Below are 22,192 nucleotides of genomic sequence, written 5' to 3' on the forward strand. Positions count from 1 at the left end.
CTATTCTTAGCTTAGTTTTGCCAAGATTTCACCGAAGTTTGACTCGATTTCGGCAAAGCTTGCTGAAACTTCTTCACGAGTTTTGTTATTTTTCACAGTTACTTGACCAGCTTCAATTTCACTTTCACCTAATGTGATAATTGTTTTGGCGTTGAAAGCATCAGCTGATTTGAATTGAGCTTTGATTTTACGTCCAAGGTAATCACGTTCAGCTGAGAAACCTTGGTTACGGATTGCTTGAACAAGTTCAAGGGCTTTAATGTTAGCACCTTGACCCAAAACAGCAATGTATGTGTCCATTTCTTTTTCAACTGGCAACTCGATACCTTGTTTTTCCAAGATAAGAAGTAAACGTTCAAGACCAAGTCCAAAACCAAATCCTGGTGTTTCTGGTCCATCAAAGTATTCAACAAGGCTATCGTAGCGACCACCAGCACAGATTGTCAAATCTGATTTATCAACTGTTGTGATGAATTCAAAGATTGTGTGGTTGTAGTAATCAAGTCCACGAACCATGTTTGTATCGATAACATATGGAATGTTAAGCGTATCAAGCATTTCACGCACAGCATCAAAATGAGCTTGACTTTCTTCATCGAGGTAATCAAGAATTGATGGTGCATTTTCAACAGCTACCTTATCTTCTTTTTCTTTTGAATCAAGAACACGAAGTGGGTTTTCATCCAAACGACGTTGACTATCTGCTGACAATTTGTCACGCATTGGTGTCAAATAATCAATCAAAGCTTGACGGTAAGCCGCGCGGCTAGCAGCACTTCCTAGAGTGTTCAAGTGAAGTGTCACATCTTTGATTCCCAATGTTTGGAACAATTGGTAAGCCATAGCGATTGTTTCAACGTCTGTCGCTGGATTTGCTGAGCCAAAGCACTCAACACCAACTTGGTGGAATTCACGTAAACGACCAGCTTGTGGACGTTCGTAACGGAACATTGAGCCAATGTAGTACATTTTGACTGGTTTTTGAACTTCTGGTGCAAATAATTTATTTTCCACAAAAGAACGAACTACTGGCGCTGTTCCTTCCGGACGCAAAGTGATATGACGGTCACCTTTATCATGGAAATCATACATTTCTTTTGTCACGATATCAGTTGTGTCACCGACAGAACGGCTGATAACTTCGTAATGTTCGAACATTGGTGTACGAATTTCGCTGTAGTTATATTTCTTAAAAGTTTCACGCGCAACAGCTTCGACATATTGCCATTTAGCACTTTCGCTAGGTAAAATATCTTGTGTTCCTTTAGGTTTTTGTAATTTCATAAATAAGATATACCGGCACCAAATTTTTGCAAATTCAGCCCATTTATTCCTTTCTACTATTGTAGCTATTCAATCTCTTCTATTTTATCACAAAAAAGGACGGTAAAGAAGAAGAGACACCTCATTTTTAGATATTATTTAACTTGAAAACGTTAAATAGCCAACTTTTTAAATTTTTTTGTCAAGTAACTTTACTTTACAAAAAAGATATGTTATTATGTTAAAGTTGATTCAAAATCAAGAACAAATTAAAAAATATTATCGGAGGAAATAAAACATGGCAGTACCTGCACGTCACACTTCAAAAGCGAAGAAAAACAAACGTCGTACACACTACAAATTGACTGCTCCATCAGTTAAATTTGACGAAACTACTGGAGATTACTCACGTTCTCACCGTGTATCACTTAAAGGATACTACAAAGGACGTAAAATCGCTAAAGCAGCTAAATAATTAGAAGGGAGATACCATGCGCGTAAATATTACACTTGAACACAAAGAATCTGGTGAACGCTTGTACCTTACTTCAAAAAACAAACGTAACACTCCAGACCGTCTTCAATTGAAAAAATACTCACCAAAATTGCGTAAACACGTAATCTTTACTGAAGTAAAATAATTGAATACAAAAACCACTTTAGCAATATTGCTAAAGTGGTTTTTTACTGTCTAAACTAAAAAGTGCTATAATCAAGGAAAAAGTTAGTTAGGATGTGATGTTATGGATAAGCATCAAGTGAAAAAAGGTTATCTATTTATGTTTCTAGCGCTTCTTATCTTTTTTCTCTTAATGGCATTAGTATTTGGCAAAATCTTATCCAGATTTGGACTAAAATTAATCTTATGTGGTTTGATTTTAGCCCTTCTTGAACTTATTATCACTGGGTATCGGTATGAGTGTGAAAAATTTTCCAACACAGATGACATCACGCGCTTAAGAACACTTGGTACATCCATCAATCCTAAAAGTGTAGTCGGTAAATTTTTTATCGCTCTAACTATTATCATCCTTATCGCTAGTTTACTGACAATTATCTTTGCTATCTGATTTTTCTTGATAAATCGCAAGGGTTTGATAAGGTTTTAGAGTGATTTTTGATGAGAGATTTTCTGCTGGATAATTGCTTAACAGAATTTTTCCAAATTGATAGTATTTTGGCAAATCGATCTCAACTTCTGTGGCAAAAAAATTATTTAAAACTAGTAGACTTTCATCACCCAAATGACGTTCAAAAGCGTAAATTTTAGGATTATCCTGATAAGCAGACTGATAATTTCCTTCAGCAATAATTGGCATATCTTTTCGAAGACGAATCAATTTTTGATAGAAGGAGAAAATCGGTCCTTTTTTTTCACTTTCAACATTAATGTCACGATAAGTTTTACCCACTTTCAACCATGGTTTACCTGTTGAAAATCCAGCATTTTTAGAGGCATCCCATTGCATGGGAATGCGACTATTGTCACGTGATTTTGCACAGATAATAGCAAAAGCTTCTGCTTCGGTCTTGCCAGATTTCAACAAACTTTGATAAGCGTTCAAACTTTCCACATCAACATAATCTGCCATACTATCATAATCAGGGTCAAGCATACCGATTTCCTCCCCCATATAAATGTAAGGTGTCCCACGTGACAAATGAATAGCCGACGCGAGCATCGTCGCTCCCTCATTACGGAATTTTTTGACATCTATAAAACGATTAAGGGCACGCGGTTGATCGTGATTATTCCAAAAGAGAGCTGACCAGCCACCACCTTGACTCATTTCTTCACCCCAAGTGTGAAATAGTGATTTCAATTCTTCAAAATCAAATGACTTTAAAGTCCATTTCTGGCCATTTTCATAATCAACTTTGAGATGATGGAAATTAAAGACCATATCAAGCTCATGACTCGCAGGACTACTGTATTGGATACAATTTTCAGTGTTTGTAAAACTCATTTCCCCGACAGTCATGCTATCGTCATCTTGCCCAAACGTTGCTTGATTTAGCATTTTTAGATAGTCATGCGCAATTGGTCGGTCAGTGTACTCTGGTTTACCATCAAAAGCTTCGTTATCTTTCAGCTCTTCATCTTTACCAATCAAGTTAATCACATCAAATCGGAATCCTTTGACACCCTTGTCTCGCCAAAAATTAACCACTTTAAACAACTCTTCACGGACATGTGAATTACGCCAATTCAAATCTGCTTGTGTCACATCAAATAAATGCAGGTAATATTTTCCAGTATCCCCAAAAGGTGCCCAGGCATTGCCTCCAAATTTTGATACCCAATTCGTTGGTTTATCGCGCAAGATGAAGAAATCTTGATAGTATTTGTCACCAGCTAAAGCTTTTTGAAACCACTCATGCTCGGTTGAACAATGATTTAACACCATATCAAGCATCAACTCAATGCCATAACTCTTAGCTTTTTGGACCAACTCTTCAAAATCAGCCATCGTCCCAAATAAAGGATTAACAGCTGTGTAATCTGAAATATCATATCCGTTGTCACGTTGCGGACTTGGATAGAAAGGATTGAGCCAGATGACATCAACACCTAACTCTTTCAAATAAGGTAATTTTTCAATAATTCCTTGCAAATCCCCGACACCATTTCCTGTGGTGTCTTTAAAAGATTTGGGATAAATCTGATAAACGACTTTTCTCTTATCAAATGTCACTCTATTCTCCTTTATGACAATTTGCTAGCTGTAAAAATAGTTTCTCCGTGAGTAACTTCGCACGGCATTTTTCTTGTCACATCTGCCTGAAAATCATTTTGGTTCGTAATAATAATAGGTGTGTCAACTGGATAACCTGCTGCTTTAATCGCTTCGATATCAAAGCTAATCAAAGTATCGCCTACAGAAACTCTATCGCCTTGCTTAACATGAGCTGTGAAGCCTTGACCATTTAGATTTACAGTATCCATACCTATGTGCATCAAAAGCTCCACACCCTCGTCAGAAATCAAACCAATTGCGTGTTTTGTTGGGAAAATAGCCGAAACAACACCATTAATCGGAGCAAGCAATTCTCCATCAGTCGGTTCAATGACAATTCCTTGTCCCATGACACCTTGTGCAAAAACAGGGTCTTGTGCTTGGCTTAAATCTTTTGCATGACCGACAAGTGGACTTTGGATAGAAATAATTGTTCCAGCAGGCGCTTGCGCCTCTTTTTTCGCAGCTACTATCGCTTGAACTTGTGATTTTTCTCCATCTTTCAAATCATCTTCAGCTTTTGTCAAAATACTTCCTTTACGGAAAACATAGGTCAACATAAACGGAACAGCTACTGCAATCAACATATTAATCGCAAATAATCCCATGTATTTGGCTTGAATAGAAAGAATTCCTGGGAGTCCACCAATACCAATCGCATTTGCTGTAATATTGAAACTTGTACAGAAAAGACCTGCTAAACCAGAACCAATCATTCCTGCCACAAATGGGTAAACATATTTCAAGTTAACCCCGAAGAGTGCTGGTTCTGTAACACCAAGGTAGGCTGAAATCGCAGCTGGCAACGAGATTTGCGCCTCACGCTCGTCATGACGATTCATGAAATAAAATGCCAAAACAGCAGACCCTTGTGCAATATTTGACAAAGCAATCATCGGCCAAAGCCCAGTACCACCAGCATCCGCAATCAATTGGGTATCAATCGCATTTGTCATGTGATGTAAACCAGTAATAACAAGTGGCGCATAAAGTGCTCCAAAAATAGCGCCAAAGAGCCACTTCACAGGGCCTGTCAACCCAGCAAGAACAACTGCTGAAATTCCTTTACCAATTGTCCAACCAATCGGACCAAGTACAGTATGTGCCAAAATAAGAGCCGGAATCAATGATAGAAATGGTACAAAAATCATTGAAACAACTTCTGGAATGTGTTTACGCCAGAAACGTTCTAGATAAGCCAGAGATAAACCTGCTAAAAGTGCTGGAATAACCTGAGCTTGGTAACCAATTTTTTCTATCGTAAAGAAACCAAAATCCCATGACCAATTTGCTGCAATCTCCGCAGCTGGTGTACTTGCTACACTATAAGCATTAAGAAGTTGATTTGGTGATACCAAACAAATTCCAAGGACAATCCCTAAAATCTGACTAGTTCCCATTTTTCGTGTGACAGACCAAACGATACCTACTGGCAAATAATGGAAAATCGCCTCACCTGGCAACCACAAGAATGAGTTAACACCAGCCCAGAATTGAGAAACTTCAACAATTGTCTTACCATCTAGTGCTGACCACTCAACACCCTCTAAAATATTACGGAAACCAAGTATCAAACCACCTACAATAATAGCTGGAATGATTGGCGTAAAGATTTCAGCTAGCATTGATAACGCACGTTGCAGCCAATTTTGATTTTTCTGCGCAGCTGATTTAGCGGCTTCTTTTGACACACCTTCAATGCCAGAAATCGCAGTAAATTCATTGTAAAATGTTGGAACATCATTGCCGATAATCACTTGAAACTGTCCCGCATTTGTAAATGTTCCTTTAACTGCTGGAATTTTCTCCAAGCGCTTAACATCAGCTTTGCTGTCATCATTTAAGACGAAGCGCATGCGCGTTGCACAGTGTGTTACGGCTGCAATGTTTTCTTTCCCACCGATTGCTTCAAGCATCTCGCGGGCATCTTTTTCAAATTTTCCCATAATTTCTCGGTAAAACCGACTCCTTCGTTAGTCTATAAATAGTCGCTAGCTGTATTTACAAGAGTCATTGTAATCGTTTTCTATTTTGTAGGCAAGTTGTTTGGCTAAATTTCATTGCTTTTTTCTTGAAATCTATCATGTTGTATGGTATTTTACAGACAAATCGAGAAAAGTTGAGGATTTTCAAAAACATCATGAAGAAATACGAGCACATTTACCAAATTCTAGAAAAAGACATCACATCAGGAGTCTATTCAGCTGGTGATTATCTTCCTACCGAAAATGAACTCTGTACACAATATCATGTCAGTCGCGACACCGTCCGTAAAGCATTGAGCTTGCTTGCCGAAGCAAGACTAATCAAGAAAATTCACGGCTCTGGTTCACAAGTTATCAAACGCGAAACGATTGACTTTCCTGTTTCAAAATTAACGAGCTATAAAGAACTTGTCGACAATTTCGGTATTAATTCTAAAACCAACGTCATTTCCATTGATAAGCTGATTGTCGATGAGAAACTTGCTGCGCTGACAGGATTCTCAAAAAACAGCTTAGTTTGGCGCGTGATTCGCCAACGTGTGGTTGATGGCACAGCTTCTGTCATTGATATTGATTATTTAGATAAAAAAATCGTGCCAAATATGACACGGGAAATTGCAGAGAAATCTATTTACGATTATCTTGAAAATCAACTCCACCTGAGCATCGCTTATGCTCAAAAAGAAATTACCATCGACCAGCTTAACGACCGTGACAAACTACTTCTTGATATTGGCGCTGAACATCACGTCGTTTCAATCAAATCAAAAGTCTATCTTGCCAATAATCAACAGTTTCAGTTCACTGAAAGTAGACACAAACTTGAAAAATTCCGCTTTGTGGATTTTGCAACACGAAAAAACTTGCTACCGACCAAACATTAAACATCAAAAAAGAATACGTTGATGACTACATCATTGTTCAAGTTCGTCAATGGTGCAGCCAATATAATATTGAAAAGGATGGTAATCCTATGGATTATATCGCTAATAAGCTGTTACCATTTGTCTACGAAAATCGAGAGTATTTAAAAACACTACATACCGCTACTGTTGCAAAAAGTTTTGAAGACACAATTATTGTAAGTTTCACTGATTGGGCAATAGACATCATTCGTCCCCAAAGCGAAACCTTTAATCTCCCCAAAGACGTCTTAACCAAAATTATCGTGGAACAAATCGTTGTCATTATCAAAACTTGGCTCCTTCAAGAAGCACCTATCCCACCCCAAGAATTTAAAAAAGACTTTTTAAATTTAGCAAAAGCCCCTTTATATTCTTATTACACCATGGAAACACAAAAAAGCTAGAGACTAAGTCTCTAGCTTTTTGTATTCTACTCAAAACGAACACCGATTCTAATATCTGTATAAACAGTTCCGTTAATCTTTGAAGACATGAAAAAAATTGGTGAAGCTTCTTCGGCATCATCCTCAATTAACATAGCCTGTAATTTTTCTAATGCTTTATCAAAATCCTCAGGATTTGTGCTTGAAATACGAACACCATACATGGTGGGAATTGAAAAATAGCTATTAAATTCTGCTAATTCAACCTCTTCTCCTAGATAGTCTTCATTCACAGGTAAATAAACTGTGATATCTAGCATGCCATCATGACCTTCGACTTGAGGTGTTGAATAAAACAAATCAGTCTTTAAGGTGTAACCAGCAGCTGTGATACTATCTAAGGCATCTTTAAAAGCAATCCCTATCTTATCTACCTCAACAGTATAATTAACACTCCAAACATTAGATAGCGTTAAGGTTTGATTGCGTCCTTCTAAAATCTCTGTCATTTCAATTTTCCTCCGGAATAATAATATCCGCAAATAATTGACCATAAACCGGTGTAATGATTAAAAAGAGTTTATCAGGAATAGCCAGACCTTCTTCTCGCATGTAATCTTTCATGCTATTTAAATGTTCATCAAGTCCTTCCTCAAAAGGCACTCGCTTGCGCACACCTTTTATTTCTAGGCTTGGTACATACGTAAAATCATCAGTTGAAGCAACCTCAGTATTAATTGGAATATAAACATCATAAGTTTGTTTTTCTTCTTGATATTGTGACGGCGTAATTTCAAAAAATGTTGGACCATCTTTATAAATACCAAATTCAAATGGCAAATACTCTGTATATTCAAATAAAGCTGGCAACTGATCTGCCTCAATACGAACCGTCTTTTTCACTAAATGTGTTTGCTTAATAATAGCTTTTTCAATCATTTTAACTCCCTTTTATTTAAATCTCTCTTTATCAAAATATTGTTCTTGTAACGTCTCATTTAATGCATTCACTGCTTTACTTTGAACTTCTGAAGCTTCTGTCAAATCAGCCCCTTCATCATCCTTGTGATGAAGGGGGTAGAGAATAATAAACCATCCAGAAATTATCGAAAAAGAAAATACTGAATTTAATCCCCAGACTAAATAGATAAGATAATAATCTGAAATAAATTCTGCCATTAGAATTGCTGGTATCCCCATAATCAAAAGAGGGGTACACATTAAATAGGCTAACCTTCTTCTTGTTTTTTCTGAACAAATTTCTCCGTTATTTTTTACAATGCTGTATGCTAAAATAAATTCCCACATTATAGGATATAAGATAATTGAAGTTTCTTGAAAAATAATAAAGTTCAAATTACCATCACCCCAAGCAGCTGATGATGAAATTGGTGAAGTAAATAGATAATAAGCAAACATCAGACCAGTTGAAATCCCAACAAGAAATTGATTATCATGAAAAAAATCCCAAATAGTTAAAAAGAAGGATGTCACCCAAATAATAATACCCAAATAAAAAATCATTTTATTTAATACCATTGGAAGTTCAGAGTCATTCATAGTAGCATAAAACATAAAAAATACAATAGGATATAAAATAAATAATCCTGATAAATTTCCTGAACGAGATACTCCACACTTAATATTTCCTTCGTGATACTTCAACAATATTTTAAAACGTTCAATTAATCCCATGTGACCATCAATCTTCCTTAATTTCATCTTTATCAAAATGTTTTTCCTGTAACGTCTCATTCAAAGCGTTTACTGCTTTACTCTGAACTTCTGAAGCTGCTTCTAAGTCAGACTTGTGACGGAGTGGGTAGAGGATGTATTGCCATATAGCTACTAAATAAACAGAAAATGTTACCTCTAATCCCCAAGCTAAGTAAATATAATAATATTCCGAAATAAAATAAGCCATTGGGACAGCAAAAATAACAGATAGAGCCGCTGGGAATATCATAATATAAGCAAAAATTAGTTTTTCTTTATCATTTTTTAAAACATTTCCTTCTTTATCTATCATGAAATAGGCCAAAATAATATAATAAATTATTGGCCATAAAATAATTGATATTTCTTGCAAAGCCACAAAATTCAAGTTGCTATTTCCCCAAGCTACTGTTGAAGAGATTGGTAAGGTAAAAATACCATAAATATACATTAAACATGTTGAAATTCCAACAAGAAATTGGTTCTTTTTTAAATAATCTATGAGCGTCAATAAAAGTGTAGCTCCCCATACAATAAGACCAATGTAAAAAATAAACTTACTTAAATTAAACGAGAGTTCTGAGTTCTTCATTGTTGTAAAAAAACTCCAGAGTACGAAAGGATGTAATATAAACAATCCTGTATAATTTCCAATTCGACTCACACCACTTTTAATATTTTCTTCTTGATATTTCAATAATATATTTAGTCGCCTAATTAAGTTTAAGTCCATTGTTTCCAACCTTTCATTCCTTTTACAAAATCACCACAACCTTTAATAAACGAATTGGCTTTAGTTTTAATTTCGTTAGTTAGATTAATACTCTTATCAATCTTATCAATCCTATTACTTACAAATAGAGCAGCTACAACTGCTACAATTCCCGTTGCTAATACAGGAGCTGCAGTGAGCCCAAGAACTCCCGTTGCAAAGGCACCCACTGCTACCGCTCCTGCTGTAGCAGCAGCCGTACTTGCGACTCCTTTAACAGTAGCTTTAGCTGCGTCCACAGCAAAACCTGTTGCTACACTGGCTGAAACTTCTGCTCCATGTAACCCTTGTCTTTTAGCTTGGGTTTTATTTTTACTAACATTGTCAAAAGTCTCAACCACACCATCTACAACATTAAGAACAGCTACACCCTTCGCAAATTTTGAACCAGTTTTTAGAGCTGTTCCAACATTTGATTCCTTAAATGCTGTTTTCACACCTTTAGTGATTCTACCAGATTTCTTGGTAGCCTTAATCACATTTTTAAGTGTTTTTGTATTAAATGCTTCCTCAGCTTCAGAAATCACATTAGATTTTGTTCCTCTTACAACACCTTTCGCAATTTCTTTGGCTTTAGCTACCCCTTTTAAGCCATCTTTTTCAATTGTTTTTAATGACTTTCTGACTTCTTTTGAATAATCCGTTTCACCAAGTGTTTTCATCATTTTTTCAAAACTCTTAGTCACTGTTTTATTGCCATGATATTGAACAATACTGTGTGACTTTTTCTTTTTAAGAGTTTTACTTGTTCCAAAAACAAAATCCAAAACACGGTCAACAGTTTTCTCGGATTTTTTAATGATTGTATTTCCAAGTCGATCTTCTGAGAAGCGATATTCAGCATAAGCTGAGGTTGCCCACTTTTTAGCAGTTTTATAGTATTTTTTCCCCACCAAGTAAGGTGCTGTGATACTACCAACAGTCGTTTCTATCATTAACACCTACAGAAAAAGCGCAAAAGCGCCTTAAAATCAATCAATCTGTTTTCGTGGAATTTTCAAATTTTCTTCCCACTCATGATAAACTTTTAAAAATCTGTCCTCTTCATCATCATGATAGCCCTCAAAAACAACTTCATCGATATTCTCATGTTGGAAGAATAATGTTGAATTTGTTTGAAGGCCTGCTGGATAAACAACCCCCATATAATCTGCAAAGACTTGTTCATCAGTTTCTGGATCTTCAAAAATGGCCCCACGACCAACAATAACTAATTTTTGAGTTCCTTCTTCAAGATAAACAATACTTCCAAGTGGTAACAATTCTTTTGATTTATTCATGTTCTAGTAGCTCCTTGTGTTTTTTCAAATATTTCTTTCCATACCATTCTTCAAGAGATTTACCCTCCCATTCACGGTATTCTTCAGGGTATTTGAGTTTGTAATAAACATGCAAATAGGTTGGAAATTCAATAAAGATTACAAGTGCCACTATAGCTATATTTAAAATTCCCCACAGGAAAATAAAACCTATTCCAGTTAAATAACTCGAAAACTCTACTGAAAAAGCCTTAGAAATATATTTAATAATAATTGCTAAACCTAACAGTGAACCACCATACCCTAAAATTACTTTTGCTAATCTATCACTAAAAGTTACATCAGTTAATTTTTTGTACAAACGTTTCTTCAATTCAGAAACCTGTTTTTTTAACATTAAATAGCTTAAAAATAATACTGTACAAAAGAATAATAGTATCCCAAAGGGAGATATATTTGGTAAAGCCAAATCAACTCCGATAAAATTAATTTCCATAATAAACCACAGCAAAAAAGTTATAACATGGAAATGATAACGATATGGCAACACAAAAGCTTGACGAAAAACTTTTCCAATTAACACCAATAATAACCAAATTATTAGACAAATAAGATATACTTCTACTGTTAAAATTGGTTCTTTCGATATCATTATTCTTAAACTGCTTTCGTCCGAATCATGAAACATCATTGAAACAACAAGTAGCATAAAATTCATCAAAATCGGACCTATCAAAGTCAAAATAGCACCTTGTATTCTCAGTGATATTTTCGGTTTTCCATTAACATAATATTTCTCTAACTTAGAATAAACATCTTTTTTCTGATACTGTAAAAATCCATCATCTTCTAAATTCAAACTTTCTTCAAAACTTGCACTAAATAGTGATTTTTTCATATTAGTCATCCAACACCCACTGCCTTTCCAATTTTTTCAAATGCTCTGTCGATTTCTTTACTAGTTGTTTCTGTTCCAGCCTCAATCTTATTAATAATATTTTTTGTTCCTTTTACAGGATCATCAAAAAAATCAGGTTCTACCCATTTGGTGATTTGAATGACACCTCCAATACTTGCTCCTAGTGCTGCTCCAGCAGCGGTTCCAAGTCCTGGAATTACACTACCTACTGCAGCTCCTAATGTTGCTCCTTCTAGTGGTCCTATACTTGAAACAGCATCTAAAGCTCCATGTTTAACCGCCTTTCCAACATCTTTTGTTTTAGAGTATTCTTCGATTCCTCCGGAAACTCCTTCAAAACCAATATCTGCAACGGTCATAACTGTTCCAACTTTTCCTAAAATCTTGATACCTTTTCCTAAGAATTTTGCATCACCTACAAAATTTTTACCTGTAGTAACAGCCTTCTCCAAAGAAGTAAAACCAGAAATTTTTTCAATTCCCCACTTAACACCTTCTTTGACAGGAGATGCAACCTTTCCAGATAATTCGCCTAATTTAGACAAATACTTACTACTTTTACCTAATCCTTCATACTTAGATAAACCTTCTAGAACCAAATCGACAGCCTTGCTTCCTTTAGCTCCACTTTTTTCAACACTTGATAAAATTTCCCAGAAGCCATCCGATTTTAGAATATCCTTGGTTAAATTATCTGGTAAAAGTTTAAAAAGTTGTCCTAAGCGTTTCGCCGTATCACTATCCATAACTTTTTCAAACTCTGTATAATAGTCGCTACCCTTTTTCTCCAATGTTAGCAAAATTGGAGCTGGTAATGAATTTGTTTTTACCATATACCCACTATATTTAGAATCATACAAATTCTTGGCGAGTTCGTTTTTTAGCTGGTCTCGTCTAGCCTTACCACAAACAACAAGCTTAGTTTCTTTAACTTCTGTCTTGAAAGCTGTTTTCTTGTAGAAATCTTTAGCTTTCTTGCTAGTATATGAACTACTTCCTAGGTTAGATAAGCTTCCAATTTGCGTGTTTTGTTCGTCTAGGATGTCGCCTGCTTCGCTGGTGAAGACAGTATTATTGAAAGTCCCCATGTCCTTGATGGTGTTGGTTAAGACCTTCTTGGCACCTCTAAATTCTGAAATGGCATCATTCGTTGTCACTTTGGTTAGTATGACAATGTCTGCGACATCGTCAATTGCCTTGTTAATCGCGTCGGAGCTTGTCTTTAATTGCTCTAGCGGCGTGTCGAACTTGTCCACCATTTGTTGCAAGACATCTGTGTCAATAATGGCAGAGTCGCTGTTTTCACTCACAATACTCTTAAAAGTGCTGATGAGATTATCATAACCTTGCGAGATGACATCCAAACTGTTCACATAGTTAGTTAACAAAGGCACTTGGTAGTTAGTGATTTTATTGTTAATCGCATCTTTAACATCACCTTTTAGGGCCTCTGAATTGGCTGCGCTTTTTAGTTTTTTCTTGGCGCTTGATAATTGACTCTTTGTTTGGCTGATAGAGCTTTTGAGGCTATCGCGTTGTGCTATTACCTCGCTCATCTTAATCTTCATAAATCTCTCCCTTTGGATACAACGTTGAGAAAATTTTATCATAAAAATAAGCTCGACGTAACTCTTCATCACAATAATGCTTGTCACGCGCATCCGTATAACCTTCTGAAATCACACGTTTAACAAAAAGATTACTAATCAAAAGCGGTTGCGTCTCAAAATCCATACCATACGGCCAGACATAGCCAATATAATCAGCATAAGCTGTCTGATTATTGACCAAAGCACGGCGACCTGTGATAACAACGTTAAAATCCATATTTTCTCGAGCAAAAGAAGCCACCAATTCTTCAGGTAAAAGCTCCTTATCAAGCTCAACAATACTGCCTAAAGGATAAATTTTGCCAAATAACAAGTCCACGTATGATAAAAATGCTTGAAATAGTGACAGTGACAAGTCCAACTGACCATCTGGTCTGCTAATCGTCACCTTGCCTAAATCGTAATCAAAGGTAAATTCATAAGAGGCTCCAATAATTGGATGGTACTGGTAAGCTTTTTCTTCATCCAAATAAGCCAAGTGACAAGCGGTAAAAACATCTGGATGTCCTGAAAATACTAAAGCCAAGCTCTCCAAAAATTCGATATCTGCATCAGCAATTTGTAAAGATTTCAAAGCTTCTTTAAGCATTAGCATCCATTCATTTTGCATTATTTGCCTCCCTTACTACGTGTGTGCTTGGCTTCATTAGCATCATCATCTGATTTATTTTTACCAGCTTTATACATTTTATCAGCATCATCTTTAGTAAAAGTCTTCAATTTCTTGATTGATGCATTAAATTTATCAATATTCTTATGAAAATCAAGAAATGGTTTTAAAGTTGTTTCTGCAAATGTCAGTGATTTTATTTTACTAATACCTTTTGTCGAAGAAGCAACACCATCTGTTAAACTCTTCCACTCTTCTAAATCTACTCCCGTCTTTGCCATAAATTCTCCCCTTACATACTACTTGCAGCCATACGATCGTACATCACAGCCTGTTGATCCCAACTGCTAATTTGCGATGTTAGGCTTGAAATCGTAGTCTCCAGTTCAGCAATTTTATTATTAATAGATGTCAAATTATCATCTTCACTTGTTTTATAAGTTGATAACTTTTGAAGCGCCGCCGACATTTTTCCTTGATACTTAGCTTGACGGTCACCTACAAAATTTCCTGTGTCAACGTTATTTAAAGTCAACAAGGTCGATTTTTGACTAGATACCTGACTCAATTCACTGGTAATTTTAGATTTTGCCTTTTCCAATTTTTCTTTTTTGTCCATAGCAGCTTTGCGATTCGAACGCAAACTACTACTGTGACTACGACAAGTTCTAGCACAACTTTGATAATGTTTTACTTCTTTGCTCCCCACAGCATTCTCCCTTTTTAAAATAAATGCAAGACAATCCAGATGCTAAAAGCACCCGGACTTATCCTACTTAATTAGATTTTGGTTTGCTTGATTTCGTTAAGAAATATGTCACGATAATTGATAAAATACTTGAAACAAGAGCTGTCACAACAATCCAAATCTTATTATCTTTTTCTGCAACCACACCACTGGTTGTTTTTTTCGTGATGTTTACTGGATTAGACAAGAAATTCATGACTGCTTCATTATCTGTACCACCACTACGAGCATTTTTCAATACTTTAGAAAAGTTCGTAGCATATGTTGTGCTTTCTTGGATATTGCCAGCTTGGCTGCTAATAAGTTTATTAGTATTTGCCATAGTATCATCAACATCTTTTTGAATCGTATTCACTTGAGAAACCAATTGTGTAAACTGGTCAGTCATTGTTCCCAATGCTTGATAATTACTTGTTGTTGATTGAGCATTATCTGACGTTGATTTGACAAGTTCTGAAATACTGCTATAAAGAGCATCTCCACTAGAAGCATCAACATAAAGACTAGTTCCGTCTGCATTTCCACTGCCATAAGGAGCTACGTTAAGTACCTTGGCTTGATTATGTGACCAATTTGAAAATTCTGCATTCAAACTATCGGCAGCTGAATTATACCAAGCCACTAAACTTTGTAAACCTTGTGCAAAGTAATTACGAGGCAAACGCTCGTCTGATAAACCAGGTAAATCATTAATAGCTGATTGCAATTCAGTCATTTCATTAGTCAATTCAGTGTACAAAGTAAGCCCTGAATTTTTATAGTTATCAATATCAAGACCTGCGATATTGTCGTACGTCAAATTGCCATACATTTTAACTACAGAGTTAGCTGATGGATTGGCTACATTGACTTTACTTAAATCAGTTTGACCAGGTTCGCCATATAAAGTTTGAACCATAGCAGCTGCTGTGCTGATATTGCTTAATTGCGCTAAAATAGCTTTCAAATCTTCTTTAACCAATGCCACATCATCTGCAGTGTCTGTCACAAAGGTTGTATAAGTCATTGGAATAGTACTGTCACCAATTTTCAAATTGAAGTTAATGGTATGAGTACCAACAGCAAGTGAGTCAAAAGTATATGCAATCTTCAGGCTTTGAGCGCTTGTGATTTGTTTACTTGTTGAGCAGTCATCTGCAAAAACAACTCTTCCTCCTGAAACATCAGTGATGGCAACAGTTGTAGCATCTTGTTTTGTTTCAGTGCTTTCTTGAGAGTTTGTTTGCTTATCTTTTGATTCTGCTTCAGAAGCATCTTTAGCTGAATCACTTACTTGTGTTGTTACTTGTGTTGAGGTTGGTGCAACATTAATAGAAACTACGTTTGATTGGCTAGGTTTAGCATCTTCAGCAGTTAAGAATGAATAAGTTGCTCCACCAGCAGTTGTCACACCTTTTACTGCTTGGTATTGGCTAAGTAAGCCTAGTTTTGCTTGATAAGCAGTCACTTCGTCAGACGTGATAGCTCCCATGCTTTCTAGTTTTGAAAAGAGGGCGTTGTAATCAGCACTGTTAACATCGATACTTCCCATCAAATTAGCAATCTCTCCTTCATACTCTGATGGAAGAGTCCCGCCAAGTGAGCTCTTAATTTGATTAGCAAGAGCATCTTTTACTTGCTGATTAGTGACTTGATTTTGAACATCGCCTTTAATAGCTGATTTACGGTCTTCTCGGTTACCAATTCCTAAATAATTATTTTTATCGAGCCCTAAATCTGCATTGAAATATTGTTCAGATACTTTTGAGCGTGTTCCTTGAACCTGGTTCAATAAATCCATCAAGCGATTTCGGGTATTTTCAACTTGACTGCGATAATTTTCAATAATGCCATTATAATCTGAAATGCTGTTTGCAAATAAATTATAAACGGTATTACCACCATTAGATTCACTTGTGATAGCCGATGGTGCGTAAAATTTATTTAAACTACTAAGAGCGTTATCGTTTAAGTTGTTATAAAGGTCTGTATCTGTTTTAAATTGATCTGAAATAGCTGTATTAGCGGTAGCGACATTACTTTTAGCAATATCTGCTTGAAGATCAACAAAACTTTTGACTTCTGGTAATTCCCCATTTAAACCATTACTTGTTGAGTTAAGCATTTCAAAAACGCCTTTGGTGAAATTCGCCTGACTATCTTCAAAAGCTTTGTTCCCTGATTGGAGAGCAGTCGCATAACTTGTTAAACCACCAAGATTTTGACTAGCCGCATTTGATGGAGTGTAAATGTAGTTAGATAAGCTTGTATAGCTTGTTTCTTGGTCATTTACGATATTTGCAACATTTCGCTTGGCATCATCAAGATTTCCAATCACACTAGAGAAATACATTTTAATCACACGTTGATTAATCAAGTTCAAGTATGTGCCAACTTGGCTTTCAACATTTTTTTCTTTAACAGTGTCTGTTGATTTTTTAACTTTATAACCAATTTTAGCTTGTGACGGATTAAAACTTTCCAATTGAAGAATTTTGTCTGAAAAGTCGTTTGAAATATAAATAATGACATCTGCACTACCATCACTATATTTACTTTCAGCTAAGCTACGTGGCATGGTAACCCAGTTCTCTTTGGAATCCCCTGCATTGGTTAATAAATTCGTGAATTCTTGACCGAAGTTATAATTGACATTATTTAAGTTACCACCTGCATCTTCATTAACCAAAGCAACGGTCAATTGCTCGTCTTTTTTAGCTTTATCTGTCACTGAAACTTCTTTGTCTTGCGTATACACAAAGACTCCTGACGAAACTGCCAAAATAGAAATGAAAACACTAAATGCAATCACTACAACACTTGGTTTAATCTTAATTTTTTTCATTTTTCTCCTATCCCTTAGGTATTTTAACGCGAGAAACTTCTCTACCTTCAAAGAACTGCGCTTCATCTGCTTCTAATAAAGGTTCTCCATAACGTGTTCGACCTTTAATAAGGGTTTGATCTGCAAATCGCGTACCAAACATTCCAGCTGGAATATTTGATCTCAAGCGTTTGTTAAATTCATCAAAGCGCGTTTCAATCGTTTTTTGATGTCCTTGGAAAATAAAATAGATATTAACTTTGGCTGCTTTTTTCAAGATGGTATCCAAAGCAGTGTTAGACAACATTAATTTATCATTGATAGCATGAGCATCTGGTACATAGACGAAAATTGGTTGATTAACAGCTTCTGGCGAACGCGAAGCCATTTCTCCAAGCAAATCATTCATGACCGTACTGTAATTTTCTTCAGACGCTATCAAATCAAAACTATCGACAGCCCCTTCAAAACGTTGGTCTGGATCAAAGACGATACGTTGCGCGTGTCCTTTGAAATAAGCCATATTCTTAAGAATAATCGTTTCAAACAAACGTGTTTGCGTTGGGGTATCATCCATAATGACAAAATAGCCATGTTTTTCAGGCACAAAACCGATAACATTTGTGGTTTCCTTATCAAAGGCAAGCGGTACTTGCAAATGATTTATCATTGTCATCGTATAAGCATTGCCATAGAAGTCAGAAAGGCTAATGTCATTTGGAAGCATTGGAATAGCTTTTGGACGTTGTCCAGTCCAAGCTTTATCCATTTCAGCCACTTCTTCTTCTAAGTGACGCAAACGTTCAATATCTTCATCACCTTCACTTGGAAGATAGATTTGAATTTCGTATGGTTTATCATCATTCACCTGAGCACGTCCAAAGATTTCCTGTGGGATCAAAGCATTACGTCCAATAACATCCTTAACCGCATGGTCCTCAACCAAGAATAAAGCCATCTTAGTTGAAACGTTACTTGACATGCTAATCTTCAAGCTATTAGCTCGCAAAGCTGTCACAATCAAATAGCAACCCAAGCTTGAACCTTCTCGTAAAATACGATTCATGCATGCTTCGATAATCTCCTCTTTTGGACTATCCTTAATCGCATCAAAACCATCCATTACAGTAAGAATAACAGGAAGTTTTTCACCAGTTTTTTGCTCATATTGAGAAAGACTTGCAACACTATATTCAGCAAATAAGTCTTTACGTTTTTTCAATTCATTATCAATACGTTTTAAGAATTTTAGAAGTTTTTCTTCCTCATCCAGACGGGTCAAATCAGCAACATGAGGCAAATCTTTCAATGGTAAAAGCCCATTTGTTCCAAAGTCAAATAAGTTAAACTGGACTTGTTCAGGCGTATTGAGACGGGCAAAATTCATTACTAAAGTCTGCAAAGCAACAGATTTACCAAAACCTGGTGAACCATAAATAACAGTGTGACTCAACTCTTCCACATCAAAATTATAATTACGCTTAGCTTGTTCAGACGGCACATCCATCATGGCAAATGGCACAGCCAAACATTTTTCCTCAGACCAAGACATCTCTAAAATTGGAGAAATAATCTTAGTTTCTAACGGTGGCAACCAAGGTTTATCAGGAATTATCACTCCTGCTGTTTGCGAATAGGCTGAAATATAATCCACCAAAGCTTCTAGCTCTGTCTGAGTCTTCTCTGTTTGAACATTCAAGTCTTCTTCCAAAGAAAGGTCTTCTGTCAAAAGTTCGTATTGCCCCAAATCATTAATCAACCAAATACGATCATCGACTTCCTCTTGCTTCTCTGATTTGTTTGGTTGGTAACTTGCTCCACTCCAAGCAGATTGGAAGAGTTCATAAATTTCATTATTCCCGACTTGTAGGTAAGCACGTCCAGGTTCTACGATACTAGCAGCATCAGGTGTTTTTATGATTTCATTTGAATCTGACTTATCTGATACTTTCAAAGCCAATTTGAAGCGTGAGTTTGACCAGATTTGGTCATCAACAACTCCTGATGGTTTTTGCGTTGCCAAAATCAAATGAACCCCAAGTGAACGACCAATACGAGCAGCAGAAACCAACTCTGACATAAACTCAGGCTCATTAGCCTTCAACTCAGCAAATTCATCACTAATCAAGAATAAATGTGGTAATGGTTTTGTAGGATATTTGCCACCATCTGTGGCTGTTTTCCCTTGCTTATAAAGCTTCGTATAACCATTAATATGATTGACTCCAAAAGCCTCAAACAGACGTTGACGTTTTTGAAGTTCTGCTTTAATAGAAGCTAGCGCACGCGCACTGGCTGCACCATCTAAGTTTGTAATAACTCCCATAAGGTGCGGAAGACCTTTAAAGAGATTAGCCATTCCCCCACCTTTAAAGTCAATCGGCAAGAAACCAACATCTTCTGGACCAAAATTAACAGCCAAAGATAGCATATAAGATTGCAAGATTTCAGATTTCCCTGAACCAGTTGTCCCTGCAACTAAACCGTGAGGACCGTGAGCACGTTCGTGCAAATTCAACTCAACAATGTCATCACGTCCTCGAAGTCCCAAAGGAACCGCTAAAGTCTTAGATGTATCTGCCTTAGCCCATCGCTCAGCTAACTGCAAGTCTTCAACTTTTTCAACCTTATAAAGTTCCAAGAAAGTAACTGATTTAGGAATCGAATTCTTTTCGACTTCCACGTGATGCAAATTTGCCAAGGTTCTAGCAATCGCTTCGTAATTTTTACTTTCTGGATATGGTGTGAAACGTTGTGCTAGATATTCTCCATTATCATTTATAATTTGCCCCACATTTTGGTTTTGGTATTCCACCAAAGTTGTCACAGTTTCTGGCAAGAAACGCTGTGCTTCCTTAATCCAAATCACTGTGATTCCTAATTCTGTCATATCCTCAGCTAAATATTCATTTAGACTATGTCCAACCAAGTAAGAATCATCAAAGATAGTCACTACATAATGAGGTGCAAAGCGAACATCTTTACTTCCCATTTCTCGCTTAAGTTGCATGCGTTTTTGAATAATTTGATAAAGAGCATTTAAAACAGCATCTCGGCTACGCGCATCATGAACAATCCCACGAACATTACGTTCCTGAAGTTTGAAATGCGGTAAAAAGCGCCATTGATACCAATTTTCTTGATAAGACTCCTCAGGTACTAAAATTACAAAATTAATATCTTGATAACTATGAAAAACCGCCAGTTGCATCAAAAGATTAGAGATTGCTGGATAAGTTGTATCATAGGTTCCAATGATACCAACAGTCGCTTGGCTAAGAGACAAAGTAATCGGCACCTGATGTTGTTTACGATACTTTTCAACCGTCTTTTTAGCAAAAATAGCTTGTTTATCTTTACTTTGCTCCTTAAAGGAAGTTTGAAGTTTCAACTTCGTATCAATATCACCAGTCCCTAAAGACACTTGTAAAAAGTCAGCATTATAATTCATTCGTTCATAAATGCGAGAATCATAATCAAAAACCATTTTAGCCAGAGTATCCATATCTGGTTGGTTGTAGTCTAAAATTTCTTTTTCTTCATTGTGATAATGACTTAATGTTGAGATTTGTTTTAAGAGATAGCGGTCATAATCTTCAACACGAATTAGTTCTTGCTTTTTATAATATTTCTTGTCTTGGAAATATTGTGTCAAAGTCATCCCAGCAGTGAGCAAACTAAAGCCGCCCATACCAAGCATCATCCAAGGATTTCTACGACTGACAAGACTTGTCAAAGCAGTAATCCCAAACATCCCAAGTGGCGGAACAATCGCGCGAAGTAGAGAATTACGTCCCATTGAACTGGCTTCCATAGGACTGTCAATGACAATCGCATCACTATAAATGGTTGGTACAATACGAGGGCTTCTGTGATAATCTGGAAAATCACTTGGAAATTCACTCATCGGTGCTTGAAACAAAAATTTTTCCATTTGTGTCAGTTCTGGCTTGTTCCAAAAACGTGTTATCTTCCATTGGTGATGACGACATTCAATCAAATAGTCCTCAATAAAAACAGAATCACCCACATTAAATGATTGTGAAATATTATCACGGACACGCTTGCCATTAAGATAAACTAACGAAGTTCCTAAAGACTCAATATAAACCTTTTCTTTAGAAAATAAGACAACGGTCTCGCTATCCAAATGAATATCTGCCGTATCAGATGACGACAAGACAAAGTTTTCATGTGGCGGATACAAGTAAAGCGTAAAAATATCTGTTTCAGGTTTCAAAAAATAATAATCTTCTGTGTCTCCAAGAACTTTCTGATTAGCTATCTTTTGACCATTTCTAAAAATCTCACCATCACCTAAACTATAGCGACTACCATCAAAATCCAAAGGAGTTGTTTCAGAAAAACGCATGTACAATAATTTATCAGACAAACTTAACAAAAAAGCTTGTGATTGATTGTCATCTCCCAAATAGTCACCAAGGTGGTGGTAATAAGTTACATTATCATTTTGATTCATA

At 36.3% G+C, this 22,192-nt stretch carries 21 protein-coding genes; 5 read left to right on the top strand and 16 right to left on the bottom strand.

All coding sequences use genetic code 11. The features are described 5' to 3' along the window. Positions 1-6 precede the first annotated feature (6 nt). Positions 7-1,284, bottom strand: a complete 1,278-nt coding sequence (gene hisS / locus ACN0NP_RS04365; protein ID WP_021143315.1) for a histidine--tRNA ligase — start codon at positions 1,282-1,284, stop codon at positions 7-9. Positions 1,285-1,561: 277 nt separating this feature from the next. On the opposite strand from hisS, the gene rpmF reads away from it, so the two are divergent. The 3 genes from rpmF (at position 1,562) to ACN0NP_RS04380 (ending at position 2,333) form a co-directional block, all read left to right on the top strand. Beyond that, on the top strand, positions 1,562-1,738 hold the full coding sequence (rpmF, locus tag ACN0NP_RS04370; RefSeq protein WP_003066947.1) for a 50S ribosomal protein L32: 177 nt from the start codon (positions 1,562-1,564) through the stop codon (positions 1,736-1,738). Between the two features lie 16 nt (positions 1,739-1,754). Beyond that, on the top strand, positions 1,755-1,904 hold the full coding sequence (gene rpmG / locus ACN0NP_RS04375; protein WP_002262412.1) for a 50S ribosomal protein L33: 150 nt from the start codon (positions 1,755-1,757) through the stop codon (positions 1,902-1,904). Between the two features lie 171 nt (positions 1,905-2,075). Continuing rightward, positions 2,076-2,333, top strand: a complete 258-nt coding sequence (locus tag ACN0NP_RS04380) for a hypothetical protein (RefSeq protein WP_423217636.1) — start codon at positions 2,076-2,078, stop codon at positions 2,331-2,333. Here ACN0NP_RS04380 and treC read toward each other — a convergent pair. After that, the gene (gene treC, locus ACN0NP_RS04385; protein ID WP_423217637.1) at positions 2,307-3,959 is read right to left on the bottom strand and encodes an alpha,alpha-phosphotrehalase; all 1,653 of its coding nucleotides are present in this window, start codon (positions 3,957-3,959) and stop codon (positions 2,307-2,309) included. The two genes, ACN0NP_RS04380 and treC, sit on opposite strands and share 27 nt — an antisense overlap. A gap of 11 nt (positions 3,960-3,970) precedes the next feature. Then, positions 3,971-5,947, bottom strand: a complete 1,977-nt coding sequence (treP, locus tag ACN0NP_RS04390) for a PTS system trehalose-specific EIIBC component (protein WP_423217638.1) — start codon at positions 5,945-5,947, stop codon at positions 3,971-3,973. 194 nt (positions 5,948-6,141) lie between these two features. Here treP and treR point away from each other — a divergent pair, with 194 nt between their 5' ends. Beyond that, positions 6,142-6,870 carry a trehalose operon repressor gene (gene treR / locus ACN0NP_RS04395; protein ID WP_094139909.1) on the top strand — a complete coding sequence of 243 codons (729 nt, stop codon included), beginning with the start codon at positions 6,142-6,144 and terminating at the stop codon, positions 6,868-6,870. 89 nt (positions 6,871-6,959) lie between these two features. After that, positions 6,960-7,295, top strand: a complete 336-nt coding sequence (locus ACN0NP_RS04400) for a TetR/AcrR family transcriptional regulator C-terminal domain-containing protein (RefSeq protein WP_049805806.1) — start codon at positions 6,960-6,962, stop codon at positions 7,293-7,295. 26 nt (positions 7,296-7,321) lie between these two features. Here the strand turns inward: ACN0NP_RS04400 and ACN0NP_RS04405 are convergent, their stop codons facing one another. The 13 genes from ACN0NP_RS04405 to essC all read right to left on the bottom strand — a co-directional run bounded on the left by ACN0NP_RS04405 (position 7,322) and on the right by essC (position 22,191). After that, on the bottom strand, positions 7,322-7,783 hold the full coding sequence (locus tag ACN0NP_RS04405; RefSeq protein ID WP_021143327.1) for a DUF5085 family protein: 462 nt from the start codon (positions 7,781-7,783) through the stop codon (positions 7,322-7,324). A 1-nt stretch (position 7,784) separates the two neighbouring features. Continuing rightward, positions 7,785-8,213, bottom strand: coding sequence for a hypothetical protein (locus tag ACN0NP_RS04410; protein WP_024344444.1), 429 nt, complete (start codon positions 8,211-8,213; stop codon positions 7,785-7,787). Positions 8,214-8,225: 12 nt separating this feature from the next. Continuing rightward, the gene (locus ACN0NP_RS04415; protein ID WP_423217639.1) at positions 8,226-8,969 is read right to left on the bottom strand and encodes a hypothetical protein; all 744 of its coding nucleotides are present in this window, start codon (positions 8,967-8,969) and stop codon (positions 8,226-8,228) included. Positions 8,970-8,976: 7 nt separating this feature from the next. After that, positions 8,977-9,687 (bottom strand): hypothetical protein, encoded by a 711-nt coding sequence (locus ACN0NP_RS04420; RefSeq protein WP_423217640.1) that lies wholly within the window; start codon positions 9,685-9,687, stop codon positions 8,977-8,979. A 26-nt stretch (positions 9,688-9,713) separates the two neighbouring features. After that, the gene (locus ACN0NP_RS04425; RefSeq protein WP_423217641.1) at positions 9,714-10,697 is read right to left on the bottom strand and encodes a hypothetical protein; all 984 of its coding nucleotides are present in this window, start codon (positions 10,695-10,697) and stop codon (positions 9,714-9,716) included. A 36-nt stretch (positions 10,698-10,733) separates the two neighbouring features. Continuing rightward, the gene (locus tag ACN0NP_RS04430; RefSeq protein ID WP_423217642.1) at positions 10,734-11,042 is read right to left on the bottom strand and encodes a DUF4176 domain-containing protein; all 309 of its coding nucleotides are present in this window, start codon (positions 11,040-11,042) and stop codon (positions 10,734-10,736) included. Next, positions 11,035-11,919 (bottom strand): hypothetical protein, encoded by an 885-nt coding sequence (locus ACN0NP_RS04435; RefSeq protein WP_327083375.1) that lies wholly within the window; start codon positions 11,917-11,919, stop codon positions 11,035-11,037. The genes ACN0NP_RS04430 and ACN0NP_RS04435 overlap by 8 nt, the downstream gene beginning before the upstream one ends. A 5-nt stretch (positions 11,920-11,924) precedes the next feature. Beyond that, on the bottom strand, positions 11,925-13,508 hold the full coding sequence (locus tag ACN0NP_RS04440; protein ID WP_423217643.1) for a T7SS effector LXG polymorphic toxin: 1,584 nt from the start codon (positions 13,506-13,508) through the stop codon (positions 11,925-11,927). After that, a complete protein-coding gene (locus ACN0NP_RS04445; RefSeq protein WP_423217644.1) occupies positions 13,498-14,160 on the bottom strand; it encodes a DUF4176 domain-containing protein in 663 nt (220 codons plus the stop codon). The genes ACN0NP_RS04440 and ACN0NP_RS04445 overlap by 11 nt, the downstream gene beginning before the upstream one ends. Continuing rightward, positions 14,160-14,441, bottom strand: a complete 282-nt coding sequence (locus ACN0NP_RS04450; RefSeq protein WP_423217645.1) for a variable surface protein mvspG — start codon at positions 14,439-14,441, stop codon at positions 14,160-14,162. Before ACN0NP_RS04450 ends, ACN0NP_RS04445 begins: the two co-directional genes overlap by 1 nt. 11 nt (positions 14,442-14,452) lie before the next feature. Then, complete coding sequence (locus ACN0NP_RS04455; RefSeq protein ID WP_024344450.1) at positions 14,453-14,869, bottom strand: YwqH-like family protein; 417 nt, start codon at positions 14,867-14,869, stop codon at positions 14,453-14,455. A 67-nt stretch (positions 14,870-14,936) separates the two neighbouring features. Then, positions 14,937-17,732: a type VII secretion protein EsaA gene (esaA, locus tag ACN0NP_RS04460; protein WP_423217646.1), complete on the bottom strand. Its 2,796-nt coding sequence runs from the start codon at positions 17,730-17,732 to the stop codon at positions 14,937-14,939. Between the two features lie 7 nt (positions 17,733-17,739). Further along, complete coding sequence (gene essC / locus ACN0NP_RS04465; RefSeq protein ID WP_423217647.1) at positions 17,740-22,191, bottom strand: type VII secretion protein EssC; 4,452 nt, start codon at positions 22,189-22,191, stop codon at positions 17,740-17,742. Position 22,192: the final 1 nt, after the last annotated feature.

The organism is Streptococcus equinus (assembly GCF_049393805.1).
Classification (GTDB): Bacteria; Bacillota; Bacilli; order Lactobacillales; family Streptococcaceae; genus Streptococcus; species Streptococcus equinus.

Excerpts from the sequence above, each read along its gene's own strand:
- ACN0NP_RS04440 (WP_423217643.1), bottom strand. The coding sequence starts at position 13,508 with ATGAAGATTAAGATGAGCGAGGTAATAGCACAACGCGATAGCCTCAAA.
- ACN0NP_RS04400 (WP_049805806.1), top strand. The coding sequence starts at position 6,960 with ATGGATTATATCGCTAATAAGCTGTTACCATTTGTCTACGAAAATCGA.
- treR (WP_094139909.1), top strand. The coding sequence starts at position 6,142 with ATGAAGAAATACGAGCACATTTACCAAATTCTAGAAAAAGACATCACA.
- ACN0NP_RS04445 (WP_423217644.1), bottom strand. The coding sequence starts at position 14,160 with ATGCAAAATGAATGGATGCTAATGCTTAAAGAAGCTTTGAAATCTTTA.
- ACN0NP_RS04450 (WP_423217645.1), bottom strand. The coding sequence starts at position 14,441 with ATGGCAAAGACGGGAGTAGATTTAGAAGAGTGGAAGAGTTTAACAGAT.
- treP (WP_423217638.1), bottom strand. The coding sequence starts at position 5,947 with ATGGGAAAATTTGAAAAAGATGCCCGCGAGATGCTTGAAGCAATCGGT.
- ACN0NP_RS04425 (WP_423217641.1), bottom strand. The coding sequence starts at position 10,697 with ATGATAGAAACGACTGTTGGTAGTATCACAGCACCTTACTTGGTGGGG.
- rpmF (WP_003066947.1), top strand. The coding sequence starts at position 1,562 with ATGGCAGTACCTGCACGTCACACTTCAAAAGCGAAGAAAAACAAACGT.
- ACN0NP_RS04380 (WP_423217636.1), top strand. The coding sequence starts at position 2,076 with ATGGCATTAGTATTTGGCAAAATCTTATCCAGATTTGGACTAAAATTA.
- essC (WP_423217647.1), bottom strand. The coding sequence starts at position 22,191 with ATGAATCAAAATGATAATGTAACTTATTACCACCACCTTGGTGACTAT.
- ACN0NP_RS04410 (WP_024344444.1), bottom strand. The coding sequence starts at position 8,213 with ATGATTGAAAAAGCTATTATTAAGCAAACACATTTAGTGAAAAAGACG.
- rpmG (WP_002262412.1), top strand. The coding sequence starts at position 1,755 with ATGCGCGTAAATATTACACTTGAACACAAAGAATCTGGTGAACGCTTG.
- hisS (WP_021143315.1), bottom strand. The coding sequence starts at position 1,284 with ATGAAATTACAAAAACCTAAAGGAACACAAGATATTTTACCTAGCGAA.
- ACN0NP_RS04415 (WP_423217639.1), bottom strand. The coding sequence starts at position 8,969 with ATGGGATTAATTGAACGTTTTAAAATATTGTTGAAGTATCACGAAGGA.
- ACN0NP_RS04435 (WP_327083375.1), bottom strand. The coding sequence starts at position 11,919 with ATGAAAAAATCACTATTTAGTGCAAGTTTTGAAGAAAGTTTGAATTTA.
- ACN0NP_RS04430 (WP_423217642.1), bottom strand. The coding sequence starts at position 11,042 with ATGAATAAATCAAAAGAATTGTTACCACTTGGAAGTATTGTTTATCTT.
- esaA (WP_423217646.1), bottom strand. The coding sequence starts at position 17,732 with ATGAAAAAAATTAAGATTAAACCAAGTGTTGTAGTGATTGCATTTAGT.
- ACN0NP_RS04405 (WP_021143327.1), bottom strand. The coding sequence starts at position 7,783 with ATGACAGAGATTTTAGAAGGACGCAATCAAACCTTAACGCTATCTAAT.